The 14,888-nt window shown below is 60.2% G+C and carries 19 protein-coding genes; 9 read left to right on the top strand and 10 right to left on the bottom strand.

Annotated elements, in window-relative coordinates; all coding sequences use genetic code 11:
- The coding region (locus ACXWUF_RS08165; RefSeq protein WP_458494176.1) for an SbcC/MukB-like Walker B domain-containing protein at positions 1–327 on the top strand (327 nt) is incomplete at its 5' end.
- 59 nt (positions 328–386) lie between these two features.
- Here the strand turns inward: ACXWUF_RS08165 and ACXWUF_RS08160 are convergent.
- On the bottom strand, positions 387–848 hold the full coding sequence (locus ACXWUF_RS08160; protein ID WP_458494175.1) for a hypothetical protein: 462 nt from the start codon (positions 846–848) through the stop codon (positions 387–389).
- 297 nt (positions 849–1,145) lie between these two features.
- On the opposite strand from ACXWUF_RS08160, the gene ACXWUF_RS08155 reads away from it, so the two are divergent.
- A complete protein-coding gene (locus ACXWUF_RS08155; protein ID WP_458494174.1) occupies positions 1,146–2,348 on the top strand; it encodes a DUF3322 domain-containing protein in 1,203 nt (400 codons plus the stop codon).
- 561 nt (positions 2,349–2,909) lie between these two features.
- Here ACXWUF_RS08155 and metA read toward each other — a convergent pair.
- From metA to ACXWUF_RS08140, 3 genes are read right to left on the bottom strand one after another with little or no spacing between them, the layout of a single operon-like run.
- The gene (gene metA / locus ACXWUF_RS08150; protein WP_458494173.1) at positions 2,910–3,980 is read right to left on the bottom strand and encodes a homoserine O-succinyltransferase MetA; all 1,071 of its coding nucleotides are present in this window, start codon (positions 3,978–3,980) and stop codon (positions 2,910–2,912) included.
- Positions 3,981–4,023: 43 nt separating this feature from the next.
- Positions 4,024–4,863, bottom strand: coding sequence for an ATPase (locus tag ACXWUF_RS08145; protein WP_458494172.1), 840 nt, complete (start codon positions 4,861–4,863; stop codon positions 4,024–4,026).
- A gap of 58 nt (positions 4,864–4,921) precedes the next feature.
- A complete protein-coding gene (locus ACXWUF_RS08140) occupies positions 4,922–5,317 on the bottom strand; it encodes a group II truncated hemoglobin (protein ID WP_458494171.1) in 396 nt (131 codons plus the stop codon).
- Between ACXWUF_RS08140 and ACXWUF_RS08135 the strand changes: the two genes are divergently transcribed.
- Complete coding sequence (locus tag ACXWUF_RS08135) at positions 5,298–5,669, top strand: hypothetical protein (RefSeq protein ID WP_458494170.1); 372 nt, start codon at positions 5,298–5,300, stop codon at positions 5,667–5,669. The two genes, ACXWUF_RS08140 and ACXWUF_RS08135, sit on opposite strands and share 20 nt — an antisense overlap.
- Before the next feature lie 240 nt (positions 5,670–5,909).
- Positions 5,910–6,659 carry a fumarate/nitrate reduction transcriptional regulator Fnr gene (gene fnr / locus ACXWUF_RS08130; RefSeq protein ID WP_458494169.1) on the top strand — a complete coding sequence of 250 codons (750 nt, stop codon included), beginning with the start codon at positions 5,910–5,912 and terminating at the stop codon, positions 6,657–6,659.
- A 75-nt stretch (positions 6,660–6,734) separates the two neighbouring features.
- Here fnr and ACXWUF_RS08125 read toward each other — a convergent pair whose 3' ends face one another.
- The 3 genes from ACXWUF_RS08125 to smpB form a co-directional block, all read right to left on the bottom strand.
- On the bottom strand, positions 6,735–7,820 hold the full coding sequence (locus ACXWUF_RS08125; RefSeq protein WP_458494168.1) for an AI-2E family transporter: 1,086 nt from the start codon (positions 7,818–7,820) through the stop codon (positions 6,735–6,737).
- A gap of 29 nt (positions 7,821–7,849) precedes the next feature.
- Positions 7,850–9,061 carry a D-alanyl-D-alanine carboxypeptidase family protein gene (locus tag ACXWUF_RS08120; RefSeq protein ID WP_458494167.1) on the bottom strand — a complete coding sequence of 404 codons (1,212 nt, stop codon included), beginning with the start codon at positions 9,059–9,061 and terminating at the stop codon, positions 7,850–7,852.
- A gap of 231 nt (positions 9,062–9,292) precedes the next feature.
- Positions 9,293–9,775, bottom strand: a complete 483-nt coding sequence (gene smpB, locus ACXWUF_RS08115) for an SsrA-binding protein SmpB (protein ID WP_458494166.1) — start codon at positions 9,773–9,775, stop codon at positions 9,293–9,295.
- Positions 9,776–9,878: 103 nt separating this feature from the next.
- Here smpB and ACXWUF_RS08110 point away from each other — a divergent pair, with 103 nt between their 5' ends.
- The 3 genes from ACXWUF_RS08110 to ACXWUF_RS08100 are packed head-to-tail and all read left to right on the top strand — an operon-like array spanning position 9,879 to position 11,939.
- Positions 9,879–11,225: a sodium-dependent transporter gene (locus ACXWUF_RS08110; RefSeq protein ID WP_458494165.1), complete on the top strand. Its 1,347-nt coding sequence runs from the start codon at positions 9,879–9,881 to the stop codon at positions 11,223–11,225.
- A 7-nt stretch (positions 11,226–11,232) separates the two neighbouring features.
- A complete protein-coding gene (locus tag ACXWUF_RS08105; RefSeq protein WP_458494164.1) occupies positions 11,233–11,673 on the top strand; it encodes a type II toxin-antitoxin system RatA family toxin in 441 nt (146 codons plus the stop codon).
- The gene (locus tag ACXWUF_RS08100; RefSeq protein ID WP_458494163.1) at positions 11,670–11,939 is read left to right on the top strand and encodes an RnfH family protein; all 270 of its coding nucleotides are present in this window, start codon (positions 11,670–11,672) and stop codon (positions 11,937–11,939) included. The genes ACXWUF_RS08105 and ACXWUF_RS08100 overlap by 4 nt, the downstream gene beginning before the upstream one ends.
- An 80-nt stretch (positions 11,940–12,019) precedes the next feature.
- Here ACXWUF_RS08100 and ACXWUF_RS08095 read toward each other — a convergent pair whose 3' ends face one another.
- The 3 genes from ACXWUF_RS08095 to ACXWUF_RS08085 all read right to left on the bottom strand — a co-directional run bounded on the left by ACXWUF_RS08095 (position 12,020) and on the right by ACXWUF_RS08085 (position 13,044).
- A complete protein-coding gene (locus ACXWUF_RS08095; RefSeq protein ID WP_458494162.1) occupies positions 12,020–12,274 on the bottom strand; it encodes a Txe/YoeB family addiction module toxin in 255 nt (84 codons plus the stop codon).
- A complete protein-coding gene (locus tag ACXWUF_RS08090; RefSeq protein WP_458494161.1) occupies positions 12,258–12,521 on the bottom strand; it encodes a type II toxin-antitoxin system Phd/YefM family antitoxin in 264 nt (87 codons plus the stop codon). Before ACXWUF_RS08090 ends, ACXWUF_RS08095 begins: the two co-directional genes overlap by 17 nt.
- A gap of 79 nt (positions 12,522–12,600) precedes the next feature.
- The gene (locus ACXWUF_RS08085; protein WP_458494160.1) at positions 12,601–13,044 is read right to left on the bottom strand and encodes an outer membrane protein assembly factor BamE; all 444 of its coding nucleotides are present in this window, start codon (positions 13,042–13,044) and stop codon (positions 12,601–12,603) included.
- Between the two features lie 77 nt (positions 13,045–13,121).
- On the opposite strand from ACXWUF_RS08085, the gene fur reads away from it, so the two are divergent.
- The gene (gene fur, locus ACXWUF_RS08080; protein WP_458494159.1) at positions 13,122–13,550 is read left to right on the top strand and encodes a ferric iron uptake transcriptional regulator; all 429 of its coding nucleotides are present in this window, start codon (positions 13,122–13,124) and stop codon (positions 13,548–13,550) included.
- A 56-nt stretch (positions 13,551–13,606) separates the two neighbouring features.
- A complete protein-coding gene (locus tag ACXWUF_RS08075; RefSeq protein ID WP_458494158.1) occupies positions 13,607–14,854 on the top strand; it encodes a lipoprotein-releasing ABC transporter permease subunit in 1,248 nt (415 codons plus the stop codon).
- Positions 14,855–14,888: the final 34 nt, after the last annotated feature.

Below are 14,888 nucleotides of genomic sequence, written 5' to 3'. Positions count from 1 at the left end.
GCGGCGTCGCTGGCGTACCAGTTCAAGCTGCAGTGGGGGGCGGTGCGGTCCAAGACGTTCCGGTTCGCGGTGATCGACGAGGCGTTCGGGCGCGGCTCGGACGAATCGGCGCAGTATGGCTTGAGGCTGTTCTCCCAACTCAACCTGCAATTGCTCATCGTCACGCCCTTGCAGAAAATCCACATCACCGAGCCGTTCGTCGCCAGCGTGGGCTTCGTCCACAACGACAATGGCCGGGACTCGAAGCTGCGGAATCTCTCGATTGAGGAATATCGGGAGGAGAAGGCGCGGTTGGCGGCGGTAAGAGATAACGGTAAATATCTATGAAAAAGGCCGCTTTCGCGGCCTTTTTCGAACTCTTCCAAAACGCGACTTAGGTTGATTATCTAATTATTAAAGCCTCTCTTTTGTGCTTTTCCTATAATCGTCAGGTCTCCCGTCGTGCTGAGATACTCAAAAGACGATTTCGAGGTCATTACGAGAGCTATGGTTCTTGGATTCGCGGTGTCCCCACCCGCAATAAAGCTGGCGGTGCCGGTGCAATTTTGACTGTTAAAGCTGATGATTTGAATTGAACTTAGCGGGACTGTCAGGTTCACCAGGCCGGCTTGAGCCGCCGTAATTATCGCCACTCCCGAACCTGTTCCCGATGAATTCAGGGTAAAGGAACCGATTTCGCTCCAAGCGCCGAAGCTATTGTGGGTGCCTTGTTCGGAATACCTCCAATCCCCCGCCAGGCTTGACTTTGAACACTGTTGGTCCGCTTGGCTCGGATTTGAAAGGCCACCCAAGGCCAACATAATTCCGAAAATAAATAACGTTTTGGTGCCTAGGTTTTTCACTTTCATAACGGCAATACCTCCCTGTGTTTAAGATAAATCGGTCAGCTTTCAAAAAGCTCACATACTTAATGGACCGACCATCGCCAGCACGGCTCTATCGGTGCTGGCGGCGCAATTCTCCATGAAAATCACGAATAACACTAGAGGGTGATGAAAATTAATCCAAAGCTGTATACCAGTAATTATTCTGTTTAATTTTCACAAAAATACTATTTGAGCATCGAGAATTTTGAAGAATAAAAAACCTCGTAAGTCGGGCAGGAGTACCTGCCTGACCTACATGAACTCCAGCGCCCAACCTATATGACCACTCCCCGAAACAAACCCTTCTGGACCACCTCAACAGACTTGCGTGCCCAAATGCGGAAGCTCTGGGACAAGGGCGACCTGCCCGCCAGCCTAGCCACCGGCGAATCCCTGTTTCCCCGACGCCTGGTCCTCAAAGCCCCAAGTTCCACCGAACTGCTGGACCGCTTTGACGAGGCCCGGACCTGGATCGCCGAATTGCAGAACCTGCGCCATTGCCGGCTGGTCATGCGTGAGTTCAGGCACCGGGTGTTCGGCGCCAATGCCCTGCCGGATGAAGCCTGGATCGACTCGGCGGAGGACGCCGTGGCCTTGATCGGCAAGCAGAAGGAAGCCGCCGAATTGCGGCGGCTGGCGGCACTGACCCGACAGCGCAACCCCGGCCTGCTGGCGTGGATCGCCAAGCGGCCCTTGCGCTTGCTGGAATTGGCGGGCGATTGGGAAAGGCTGCTGGACATCGTGGATTGGGTCGCGGCCCATCCCCGGCCCGGCGTGTATCTCCGGCAGGTGGACATCCCCGGCGTGCATAGCAAATTCATCGAGGCCCACCGGGGCACGCTGACGGAATTGCTGGACGGCGTGCTGCCGCCCGAGGCCATCGACGCCACGGCGACGGGCGTGGGCCGCTTCGCCGAACGCTACGGCTTTCGCGGCAAGCCGGAGCGAATCCGCTTCCGCGTGCTGGACCCGTGCCATGCCCTGCTGCCCGGCCCGGCCAGCCAGGACATCACCCTGGACGCGGGCAGCTTCGCCGCGCTGAATCCCGCCATCTCCCGGGTGTTCATCACCGAAAACGAGACCAACTTCCTGGCCTTCCCGGAACTGCCGGACGGCCTGGCGGTTTTCGGCGCGGGCTATGGCTTCGAGAGCTTGGGGCAAGCGGCGTGGTTGGCTGGTTGCCGCATCCATTACTGGGGCGACATCGACACCCACGGCTTCGCCATCCTCGACCAGTTGCGCGGGCAGTTCGGGGCGGTGGAGTCCTTCTTGATGGACCGGGCCACGCTGTTGGCCTTTGAGCCGTTGTGGGGGGAGGAAGACAAGCCGACGGCGCGTGAACTCACCCGGCTGACGGCGGAAGAGCGGGCTTTGTACGACGACTTGCGGGACAACCGCATCCGGCGGAATCTGCGGCTGGAGCAGGAGCGGATCGGGTTTGGGTGGGCGATGGCGGCGTTGGCGGGCTTGGGTCGCGGTTAACAACCGCGCCCGCCTGGTCGGGATTAAGCCTCGTGGCGCTCCATGTGAATTTCGATATAGCTCCGGGGCCAATTCACGCAGGCGCTTCCTGGCGGTCACCAATTCGGGACTCGCGCCCTGCCCTTCCAGCACGTTCAAACGCAACACCAGAGAGCAAACCTTGGCTTCCAGCGACACGGGCATGGCACCGGGAATGGCCCGCAGCCCGGGATGCGCCAAGCCATACCAAGCCGGGAACCACGCCGCCGAGGCACCGCCCTCCACCCAGCTACAATCCGCCAGGAAAGACTTCCACTCCCGATTCAACCGCCCATCCCCCAGCGCGGTTATGGCATCGGGCAGGCGCTCCGGGGCCATCAGGGCCAACCGCAACAATACAGGCCGACATTCATCCAAGCCACCCACCCCGTACCGGGCAAGAACGAGCCAATACAACAGGTCCGGTTGATCGTCCCAATTCCCGAGAGACTCCACCGCCTCGACCGCCGCCTGACATTCCCCGCCACGCAGATTCAAGACGGCGCAGAAAGCTTGAGGGGCGGTATTCCGATCTGGCCAGTATCACAGCCTCAACCCCAAAGGATTATTAGGATCGACATGGTCCATAAAAGGTTTCCGGCGGTCTTGATCGGTGACTTGATAAATCAACCCAAGCCAGTTATTGAATACCGCCTTGGCGGTATCACGCCAGGTATTATCGAGGTGCTTGACGACCTCATGCTCGGGGAATTCTGGCGCTGGCAATCCCTCGCGCCGGGCGGTGCGGAGATGCTGACCATATTCATTAAGCACATCCCCCACCTCCGTGTCGAAATAATGCTCGGGAAACGGCGGATAATCATCCCGCTCGCCGTGATAATGGCGCATCGCTTCGCGCTTATATTCCTTCAACAAGCTGATGGTGTCGTATTCAGGGTGCCCCTGGAAAAACACCACCCGCAGCAAATCGGGACTCACCGCCAAATGCACCCCGGCCTCGCCACTTTCCACCAACACCTTTAACCCCATCCGCTCCATATCCTCGCGGAAAATCTCGTTGAACCGGGAATGGGGCACGTCGAAACGGGTATTAATGGTCGATACCAAGGGATGGCGCTTCTCCACCACATGATGGGGATACACCCCCCAGCGCTTGAAGCCCAGATGGGTGCGCTCAATACCATAACCATACTGAATCAAAGCGTGGGTCGCCAGACAGGAACACAGGGTGGACGCGACATTTTCCCTGGCCCAATCGAACACCTCGGTCAGCGGCTCCCAGAACGGCTCTTCCTGAAGGTGCGCGTGGGTGACGTTGGCGCCGCTGACAATCAGCCCGTCCAGCCCGTCCCGCTTGATCTGCTCGAAGCCCTCGTAATAGCGCTCGATATGCTCACGGCCCGCCAGACCACGGGGCAGCCCCTCAATGGTGAACGGGTGGACATGGAATTGCACGATGGGGTTGGCCGCGCCCACCAGCCGGAAGAACTGCCGCTCGGTGGCCTCCAAGGCCGCGTCGGGCATCATGTTCAGGAGGCCGATGTGCATCTCGCGGATGTCCTGACGCTTGGCGCGTTCGACGGACAGGATTTCCTGGCCCTCTTCGTGAAGGCGCTGGAAGGTGGGCAAATCGGTGTGGGCTACCAGGGGCATGATTCAGGACTCCCAGTATTGAATAAATAAATGGCGCAGCGACTCATCGGGTTAGGGCGTCCCGAATCATGGCGAGGAAATCCGTCTCGTCGTTCACCTGGGCGATGTCCCGCGCATCCACGGTATAACCATATTCCTGGGCGATGGCCTCGTAGCGGGGCAGCCTGGACCGGAATAGTTTCGGGAAAACCCAGGCGACGAATTCATCCGGGGGTATCTCGTCCACATTCAGATAGCCTTTTTCATTGATGAAAATGTCTAGCTGCTCGTCTAGAAACGCCTCGCGGTAATACAGCGGCTTCGGGTCTCTTCTGGCCCGCTCGATGAGCATGTTCTCCAATTCGGGCGTGGTGCGGATATATAGAATCACCGTGCGCTCGGCCAGGACGCCCAAGGTTTCCGGGTCATCCAATTCGCACACGCTGCCGCCCGCGTCGTTGATGAAGTTCTTGTAGCCGTAAATGGTGTCCACCTTGCTGATAAATTCCGGCACATCGCGCATGGCACGGATTTCCGCGTCCCGGTGCAAGGCTTGGCGGCGTTTGAATTCGGCCAGGGACAATCCCCCCAGGGCGGGGTTTCCCAATTTACCGAGGAATGTGGACACCGGCGCCAGATTATCCACGGTGATATTGCTGCGGATATAAATGGAATCGGTTTGCAACAACTCACGCAGGAATGGCACTTCCATGGCCTGACGCTTGATGTTGTCGGAAATCGGCTCGTTGAGATACCGGGTGCCTATCCGGTAATCCCCGGAATAATGGAACCAATTTTGCTTCGGCAACTTATCGGCGAGGGTGGTTTTACCAACGCCAGACATACCCAATAGGGTGATGCGTTTGGTTTCCCAGTCGGTGAATTCACCGGGACTCATTCTCATGGCGGCTGTACCGGATTACAGAGTTAAGCGGGTTGGCGAGGAAAAGGAATCAAGCGGATTAATCGGCGCGATTAATCATGTGATCGGCGGTCTGGGCGAGGGCTTCGAGCAAAGCCCGGCGCAATTCGGCGGGCATGGCGGTGTCGTCCAGCGCCTTCGCCATGCACAGCATCCACTGGTCCCGCTCGGGGACGCCGATGCTGAATGGGAAATGGCGCATACGGAGGCGCGGATGGCCGAATTCCTCCCAATACAGATTCGGCCCGCCCAGCCAGCCCGACAGGAACTTGAACAGCTTGTCCTTGGCCCCCGCCAAATCCGGCGCGTGCATGGCGCGGATGACGGCGGTTTCCGGCAACGTGTCCATGTAACCATAAAACCGCTCGATCAACTCGCGGAGGACGGGTTCCCCACCGAGAAGCTCATAGGGAGTAATGACAGGCAACGAACTCATGGCGGGATTCCGGCTGAAAACAGCGCGCGATTTTAACAGCTTCGACTTGGCCGGTGGGCTTGGCGACGATGCGCCGGGGTGGTTCGTGCGCGGGAAGAGCGCTCCCTGCCCGGACTCCATCCATTCGGCGTCAACCCCATTAAATTCGGGGCCATTGTTCACCAAACGCAGGAAAAAACCGGGAAATGGATACAAAAACGAATATACCATTTACAATGCACTGGCTCCGGGGATGGCCGGTGCCAAGCGCAAAGGAAGCGCCTCCGGTGCGGCAAAACGCCACGCCGGATTAATTAAAATAGGACTTACGCAGCAATGCGATCCGTTCCCTCGCCCTCTGGGAGAGGGTTAGGATGAGGGGATTGAAAGATAAGGATTTTTTGTTTTTGGCCCCCTCATCCCAACCTTCTCCCAGAGGTGGAAGGGGCCAAATGCGTAAGCCCTATAAAACAAGCTTTCCCACCGTCCTGACTTGCCAAACCAGCTTTGAGAAAATGGTCGGCCCACAACAGCGGCCTGCCGCCGCCCCTGCCTTCCGGCGGTTTCACGCCCCGCAAGCCAAGATGGATTTCTCTATCTAGTTTTACGCCTTATGTCCTCAACACCACCAGACACCGCAACCGATTCCCAGGAAATCAGGGACAAACTCCAGGTCACCTGCCAAAACTGTAGCCTGACGTCTCTGTGCATCCCCCGTGGCTTGGCGCCGGAAGATATTGAACGCATCAGCCGCATCGTCAGCCGGAAAAAAACCTTGCAGAAAGGGGAGCATCTTTACCACAAGGGGGACAGATTCCGGGGAATCATCGCCATCAAGGCGGGCACGGCCAAGACCGTGACTTACGACAGCCGGGGCAACGAGTACATCACCGGATTGTTGCTGCCGGGGGAATTGCTGGGGTTCGACGCCCTGGCTTCGGATCGCCACGCCTGCTCGGCGATTGCCCTGGAAACCCTGAGCTATTGCGAGCTTCCCGCCGAGCAATTGGACGAGCTGTGCCAGAAAGTCCCCAACCTGCTGAAAGAGTTGTTCCGCCACGCCAGCGCCCGGCTGGACGAGGCCACCGAGCAGGCCGTCACCAGCAAGCAGCCCGCCGAGGAGCGGGTGGCCGCGTTCCTGGTGGACTTGTCGGATCGGTTGCAAAAGCGGGGGTTTTCGTCGGTCAACTTCAAGCTCAGCCTGACCCGGCAGGAAATCGGCAATTATCTGGGGCTGGCGCTGGAAACCGTGAGCCGCACCCTACGGACGTTCCAGGACCAAGGCTTTATCGACGTGCATAATCGGTATGTACACATCACCGATTTGAAGGGCTTGCGGCATATCTGCATTCATCGAGAATAATCCCCGGTGGGCAGGCTTCAGCCCGCAACGGTGCTGGAAAATCGCGGGCTGAAGCCCGCTCCCGCCATTCCGTTATCACTTGTCTTCGCGCTCGACCGTGGAATATACCTCCACCTTGGTATCGCTGTATAAATCACTCTCCTTGTAAAGCTCGTGGGCATGGCGCAATAACACCATCACCACCGAGGCCAGCGGCAAGGCCAGCAAAACCCCCAAGAATCCAAACAACTGCCCGCCCGCCAGCACAGCGAAGATGACCGCCACCGGATGCAGGCCGATCCGGTTGCCCACCAGGGTGGGCGTCAGCCACATGCCTTCCAGCGTTTGCCCCACCCCGAACACGGCCCAAACCCACAGCACCGGGCCGAACTCGCCGAATTGCGCCAACGCCACCACCGACGCCAAGACGATCCCGGTGGTGGCCCCGGCGTAGGGAATGAAGCTGACCAGACCAGCGAACATCCCGATCAACAGCCCCAAGTTCACGCCCACCAGCCACAACCCCAGGCTGTAAATGGTGCCCAGCGCCGCCATCACCATGAACTGGCCCCGGAACACCGAACTCAGCACCTCATCGGACTCCTTCGCCAGTTCGACGACGCTGGTCCGCCACCGCAAGGGCAAGAGGTCGCGGATCAGGCCAATCATCACATCCCAATCCCGCAGCAGGTAGAACACCACCACCGGAATCAACAGCAGGTTGATGAGCCAGGACACCACCACGGCGCCGGAATGAGTCAGGTAGGAAAGCGCCGTCGTGGCGATGCCACCGGCCTGCTGCCAATGGGCGCTCAGCATCCCGGTCAATTGGTCGAGGTTGACGAGGCGCAGGCGGACGCCCAGATGCTTTTGCAGCCAAGGCACGACAGCCGTCTGGAACCAGCGGGCATAGGCTGGCAGTTCATCAATGAAGCTGGCGATTTGATCCTCCAGCAGCGGCACGACCAACAGCAGCATCAGCCCGACGATCAGGATCAACAACCCGAACACCAGCAGCACGGCGGACAGCCGTTTCAGTCCCAGCGCTTCCAGGCGATCCACCAGCGGGTCCGCCAAATACGCCACCAACGCCCCGGCGACAAAGGGCGTGAGCATGGGCGCGAGCAGATAGACCAAGCCCGCGAACGCGGCCAGCCCGGCAGCGACGAAGTATTTGTTCATGGCGTCCCCCAGATGGGCGGGCTGTCGGCTCAATGACCGGACCCGCACTTCTTCGATTTATGCCCCTGACAGCCCCCGTCGCTTTTGGCCGGGCCTTTCGTGCTGGCAAGCACGATTTTTTTATCCGCCCGACCCTGCTCCGCTCTAGCGGCCGGGGCGGCGGCGCGAGACGCGGCCACTTTAACCGGCGGCGCGTGGCCCACCGGGGTGCCATGCTTGCCGTTTTTGGCCTGTGCCACCAAAGGTGCCTTGGCGTGTCCATGACGAGCGACCGCATGAGTGGCGCGGGCGCGGGGAACGGCATGACCGGCGACTCTGGCAGCCCGCTTGCGATGCACTAGCTCGGCCAATTGAGCCGCCTCCGGCTCGGCTTGGCGAGGTCTAGCCAGCAATACGGGCGGCGCGGGACGGTCGAAGGCGGCGGTAATCACGCTCGGCTCGGCGCCATTCAATTGGGCGAAACCATCGTCGAGGATTTCCCGCATGTGCTGGTCTCGGCCACGGGCGCTGGGGCCACCGAACACCACGCCAATCAGGCGCTTACCGTCGCGCTTGGCGGACGCCACCAGATTGAAGCCGGACTTGTTGATGAAGCCGGTCTTGATGCCGTCCATGCCGGCATAGGTCTCCATCAGATGGTTGTGGTTGTCGAAGCCATGGCCCTCGTAATAGAACCGGGGCGTGGAGAAATAGGTGTAATACTGAGGGAAATTCCGTTGCAGCGCCTTGCCGAGCCGGTACATGTCCCAAGCGGTGGTGACTTGGTTGGGGTCCGGCAGGCCCGACGGATTGCGGAACACCGACTGGCTCATGCCCAACTGGCGGGCCTTCTCGGTCATCAGGAAGCCGAACGCCGAATCGGAACCGGCCATGCTCTCGGCGATGACCGAGGCCACATCGTTGGCCGAGCGAGTCACCAGCCCCAAGATGGCTTGTTCCACCGTGAGCGTGTCCCCCGCCTCAAGCCCCAGCCGGGATGGCGGGCGCATGATGGCGAAGGAGGAGGCGCGGAACGCGGTGTCGAGGAACAATTCGCCCTTGGACAAGGCGTCGAACACCATGTAGAGCGTCATCATCTTGGTCAGGGAGGCAGGATGGCGAAGCTCGTCGGCGTTTCGCTCGTACAGCACGCGGTCGGTGTCGGCATCGACCACCAGCCCGGAATAAGGCCCGGCGGACACCGGACCGGACAGAAGAATGACGAATACGGTTAATAGAATGGAAGCGGCGGAACGGATCATGGGTACATCCAGAGGGATGGGGTCGAATGGGTTTTCTGAAATTACAAAACAAATCCCCGGCTTACGGCTAAGCCGGAAACCGGGGATACCAAATTATCTAAGAAAGTGCGTGAGAAGCCACGTAGGTCGGGCCTGTACTCATGCCCGATAGTTTCTCCGATTGCCGCAAGCGTCGGACATGGGAATACATTCCCGACCCACACGCTCACCGGACCAAGGCAAACCGGCGCTTCAATCCGAACCGCGCCGCATCACCCGCTGCTTTTCGCGCTGCCAATCCCGTTCCTTCTCGGTGGCGCGTTTGTCGTGCAGCTTCTTGCCCAGGGCCAAGCCAATTTCCAGCTTGGCGCGGCCTTTCTTCCAATACATGGCAAGGGGCACCAAAGTATAGCCCTTGCGTTCCACCGAGCCGATGAGTTTGCTGAGTTCCCGCCAGTGCAATAAGAGCTTCCGGGAGCGGGTGGGGTCGGGATTGACGTGGGTGGAGGCCGAGAGCAGCGGGGAAACATGGGAGCCAAGCAGCCACGCCTCGCCGCCCTTCAGCACCACGTAGCTTTCCTTGAGCTGGGCGCGGCCCGCCCGGAGGCTTTTGACTTCCCAGCCTTGCAGCACCAGCCCCGCTTCGAAGCGTTCTTCGATGAAATAATCGTGGGTGGCTTGGCGGTTCTGGGCGATGTTGGAATTACCGGAATCCTTGCTCTTCTTTGCGGCCATGGGTGGAATGCCTGACGCGGTTGGAAAATCTTGTTATTTTACGGCATCCGCCGGGCAGCCGGGGTTTTCAATCGGTCGGCACTAAAAATCACAAGGGAAAATCATGACAGAGCAACGCTTCATCCACGGCCAATGGTCCTCGCGTCTGGCCTTCATCCTGGCGGCCAGCGGTTCCGCCATCGGCCTCGGCAATATCTGGAAATTCCCCTATCTGGCGGGCGACAACGGCGGCGGCGCCTTCGTCGTGGTCTACTTGCTGTGCGTGCTGGCCATCGGCATCCCCATCATGATCGCCGAGACCATGCTGGGTCGGCGCGGACGCCAAAGCCCCATCAACACCATGCGGTCCCTGGCGGAGGAGGCCAAAGCCAGCCGCGCCTGGCCCTTGGCGGGCTGGCTGGGGGTGGTGGCGGGCTTCCTGATCCTGTCCTACTACTCGGTCATCGCGGGCTGGTCCATGGCCTACATCTTCAAGACCGCTGGTGGGTTCCTGAGCCACACCGGCCCGGAAGCCGCCCAGCAGGCGTTCCTCGACCTCAAGTCCTCCCCCGACGTCCAATTCATCTGGCACACGGCCTTCATGGCGACGACCATGCTGATCGTCAGCAAGGGCGTCAGCGCAGGCATTGAGCGCTCCACACGGATCATGATGCCGGGCTTGCTCATCATGCTGGTTTTGCTGGACGGCTACGCGATGAGTTCGGAAGGCTTCGGCCAGGGCATGTCCTTCCTGTTCAAGCCCGATTTCAGCAAGCTGACCGGCGAGGGCATACTGATCGCCATGGGGCAGGCGTTCTTCTCGCTGGGGCTGGGCATGGGTTCGATCATGGTGTACGGCTCCTACCTGCCCGACCATGTGTCCATCGCCCGTTCGTCGGTCATCGTCGCCGCCGCCGACACCCTGGTGGCCTTGCTGGCGGGCGTCGCCATCTTCCCCATCGTGTTCGCCAACGGCCTGGAACCCACCATGGGGCCGGGCCTGATCTTCGAGACCCTGCCCATCGCCTTCGGCCAAATGCCCGGCGGCACCTTATTCGGCACGCTGTTCTTCGTGCTGGTGTTCTTCGCCGCCATCACCTCCGCCATCGCGCTGATCGAACCGGCGGTGGCCTGGCTGTCGGAGAACAAAGGTCTGAGCCGCCCGCAAGCCTGCGCGTGGAGCGGGTTCGTGTGCTGGTTCATCGGACTCGGCACGGTGTTCTCGTTCAACGTCTGGGCCGACCGCACCTGGTTCGGCAAGAACTTCTTCGAACTGGTGGACTTCTTGACGGCCGACCTCATGCTGCCGGTGGGCGGCATCCTGGTGGCGACCTTCGCCGGGTGGATCATGAAGCGTGAAGCCAGCGAGGCCGAATTGGACATGGGCAAGCACTACGACCGCTGGCTGATTCTGGTGAAATACGTCGCCCCCATCGCCGTCGCGCTGATCTTCCTGCGCGGCCTGTTCTGAGGCGGTCATGACCACCATCGAAAAAAGCGCCCTGGTGCGCTTTTCCGCGCCGCAGATGTTTGCGCTGGTGGAGGACATCGAGTCCTATCCACAATTCCTGCCCTGGTGCCGGTCCAGCCGGATTCTGCGACGCGAGGGCGATGTGGTGGAGGCGGAACTGGACATCGCCCGGGCCGGGTTCCACAAGAGCTTCGCCACCCGCAACACCCACAATGGTCGGGAAGAAATCCATATCCGGCTGCTGCGGGGTCCGTTCAGCCGTCTGGAAGGCGTCTGGCGATTCCAGCCCTTGCGGGAGGACGCCAGCAAGATTTCGCTGCAACTGGATTTCGAACTCTCCGGCAGGCTGGCGGACCTAGCCTTCGGCGCGGTCTTCAATCAAATCTGCAATACGCTGGTGGGTGCCTTCACCGAGCGGGCCAAGGCGCTTTATGGATCGTCGGAATGAGGGTGGAAGTGGCCTACGCCAAGCCGGAAGTTCAGGTGATTGTGCCCTTGGAGATGGCCGAGGGTGCCACGGCGGATGCGGCCATTCAGGCGTCTGGGCTGTTGGGGAAGTTTCCCGAGATTGAGCTTGCCGACCAGAAGATAGGCATTTTCAGCAAGCCCTGCGCGTTGAACCAAGTGCTACGGACGGGGGACCGGGTGGAGGTTTACCGGCCTCTCATCGCCGATCCGAAGGAGGCCCGGCGGCAGCGGGCCGTGAGGAAATAACGTCCAGGGCCGGTTCGGGAACTCAAGCTCAGCATCCGCACCTGAACATCGGGCATGGAATACATGCCCGACTGCCTCCATCAATAATGATCCCGGCATTGGGCAATCAATAATGCTCCACCCTCAACGGCATAAACCAGGCGGTGGCGATCATCTATCCGCCTCGACCAGAACCCGGAAAGACCGTGTTTCAAGGGTTCGGGCTTGCCGATGCCGACGAATGGATCGCGCTGGATTTCCTTGATCAACAGGTTGATGCGCTTGAGCAAAGCTTTGTCGTGCTGCTGCAAGTAGAGATAATCTTCCCAAGCCAGCGGATCAAAGCGAATCTGCATCCAGCAACTCCCGCGCCTCGCCGCCCCCGGCACGTAAACGCTCCACGGCGGTCAGCAGGCGCTCAGCCCCTCGCGGGTTCCGCAACAGATAAGCGGTTTCTTCCAGTGCGTGATAGTCATCCAACGACATAACCACAACTGGCTTACCCCGCTGCCGGGTCACGATCACAGGCGCGTGGTCATCATTGACCTTGTCCATGATTCCGGCAAGGTCGCGGCGGGCGTGGGTGTAAGTGGTAGCTTCCATCAAGGTTCTCCGAAACAACAAAACATGGCGAAGGGTAGCACGGTGCCTATGCCGGAACACCGATGCCTAGCCGGAGTCCTTACGAATCCCCCCCGCCCCACAATCCCGAAATCTTCTGCCACAGCGTCCTTTCCCGCTCGATCTTGGGAATGTCGACCACGGTGTCCTTCACCATTTCGATGGAAGGCAGATTGCCCGGTCGGAAATCCCCTTGCAGGCCGGCCAGCTCATCGTCCTTGAACACGAGGGTGATGTTTTTCTGCACCCGCGCCTCGCCGCCGGGCTGGTTGGAATAGACATAATCCCAGCGCCCATCGTGGAATGGGTCCACGACCAGCGGCGCCCCCATGATGAAGGCCACCTGCCGCTTGGTCATGCCAGGCCGCAGTTGATCCACCATTTCCTGAGAAACGACATTACCCTGGTGGATGTCCAGATGGTATACGAAAGGCAGCCACTCCAAGGAGCAGCCAGCCAAAAACAGAGCGAAGCAGTGGGTTATTACGGTGCGGGGTTTGAGCATGATATGATGGCTTCAAGGTCGCAAGCAGTCCGCAATGATACTCGATCAACTGGCTTAAAACACAGCGCGGAGCCGCCGTGGAAACTCAAGATATTCGCAAGGCGGGACTCAAGGTCACGCTGCCCCGCATCAAAATCCTCGAAATGCTGGAGAGCCGCGCCAATGCCGACCGGCATCTGACGGCGGAAGAGGTCTACAAAACTCTCATCACCGAAGGCGAGGAAATCGGCCTCGCCACCGTGTACCGGGTGTTGACCCAGTTCGAAGCCGCTGGTCTCGTCCAACGCCACCATTTCGAGGGCGGCAATTCCGTATTCGAACTGAACCGGGGCGACCACCACGACCATATGGTCTGCGTGCAATGCGGTCGGGTGGAGGAATTCCGGGACGACACCATCGAGAAGCGGCAACAGGAAATCGCCCGGCAGAAACACTTTTCACTCACCGAACACTCGCTCTGCCTGTACGGCGTCTGCCTCGACTGCCAAAATAAGTCGCGCTCATAGCGCCACGGCCCTCCCCCACCCTGCCATCCCTCGCGGAGCCGGTTGATCCGCCATCCATGTTCAAACCCCTGATTCTTTTCATTGGCCTGCGCTACACGCGGGCCAAGCGGCGCACGCGCTTCATTTCCTTCATCACCCTGACCTCCGTGCTGGGCATCGCCCTGGGCGTGACGGCGCTCATCACGGTCCTGTCCGTGATGAACGGGTTCGAGGCGGAACTCCGCGAGCGCATCCTCGGCATGACGGCCCACGCCAGCATCACCGGCCTGGGCGGGCAACTTCACGACTGGCCGACCCTGGAAGCCCCGCTCAAGCAGGAACCGCGTGTGCGGGGCTGGGCACCCTATGTGGAAGGCCAAGCCATGCTGAATTCCGACCGGCGGGTCAGCGGCACCCTGCTGCGGGGCATCCTGCCCGACTTCGAACCCCGCGTGTCCGAAGTCGCCACCCACTTGGTGGAGGGCAAGCTGGACGACCTCAAGCCCGGCGAGTTCGGCATCGTGCTGGGTTCGGAACTGGCCGAATACCTCGGCGCCGTCACGGGCGACAAGATCACGGTCATCACCCCGCAAGTGACCGCCACCCCCGCCGGCATCCTGCCCCGGCTCAAGCGGTTCACGGTGGTCGGCGTGTTCGAGGTGGGCATGTATGAATACGACCGCAACCTCGCCTTGATTCACCTGGACGATGCGTCCACGCTATTCCAGTTGGATGGCGCCGTTTCCGGTCTGCGGCTCAAGCTGGACGACGTGTTCCACGCCCGCCAAATCGCCAAGGAACTCGGCTCCAAGCTGCCGGGCCGCTACCAAATCACCGACTGGACCCAGGCCCACAGCAACTTCTTCAAGGCCATCCAGACCGAGAAGCGGGTGATGTTCATCATCCTGCTGCTCATCGTCGCGGTGGCCGCGTTCAACATCGTTTCGACCCTGGTGATGGTGGTCACGGACAAGAAGGCCGACATCGCCATCCTCCGCACCCAGGGCATGACGCCGCTCAGCGTGATGGGCATCTTCATCGTGCTGGGCACCATCATCGGCTTGGCGGGGACGCTGCTGGGCGGGGTCGGCGGGGTGCTGCTGGCCTTGAACGTCGAGACCATCGTCCCGGCCATCGAGCGCATGATCGGCAGCAAATTCCTGTCGGGCGATGTGTACTACATCAGCGAGCTGCCTTCCCAATTGCTGTGGTCGGACGTGACCCGCATCACCGGCGTGGCCTTTTTGCTGTCAATTCTGGCGACGATTTATCCCGCGTGGCAGGCGTCGCGGATCAAACCGGCGGAAGAGTTGCGGTATGAATAAGCTCAAAGGTCGTAGGTCGGGCATGTACTCATGC

The sequence above is a fragment of the Methylomagnum sp. genome (genome assembly GCF_054333355.1).
The sequence above is the reverse complement of the archived record's forward strand: the minus strand, read 5'-3'. Positions and strand labels throughout refer to the sequence as shown.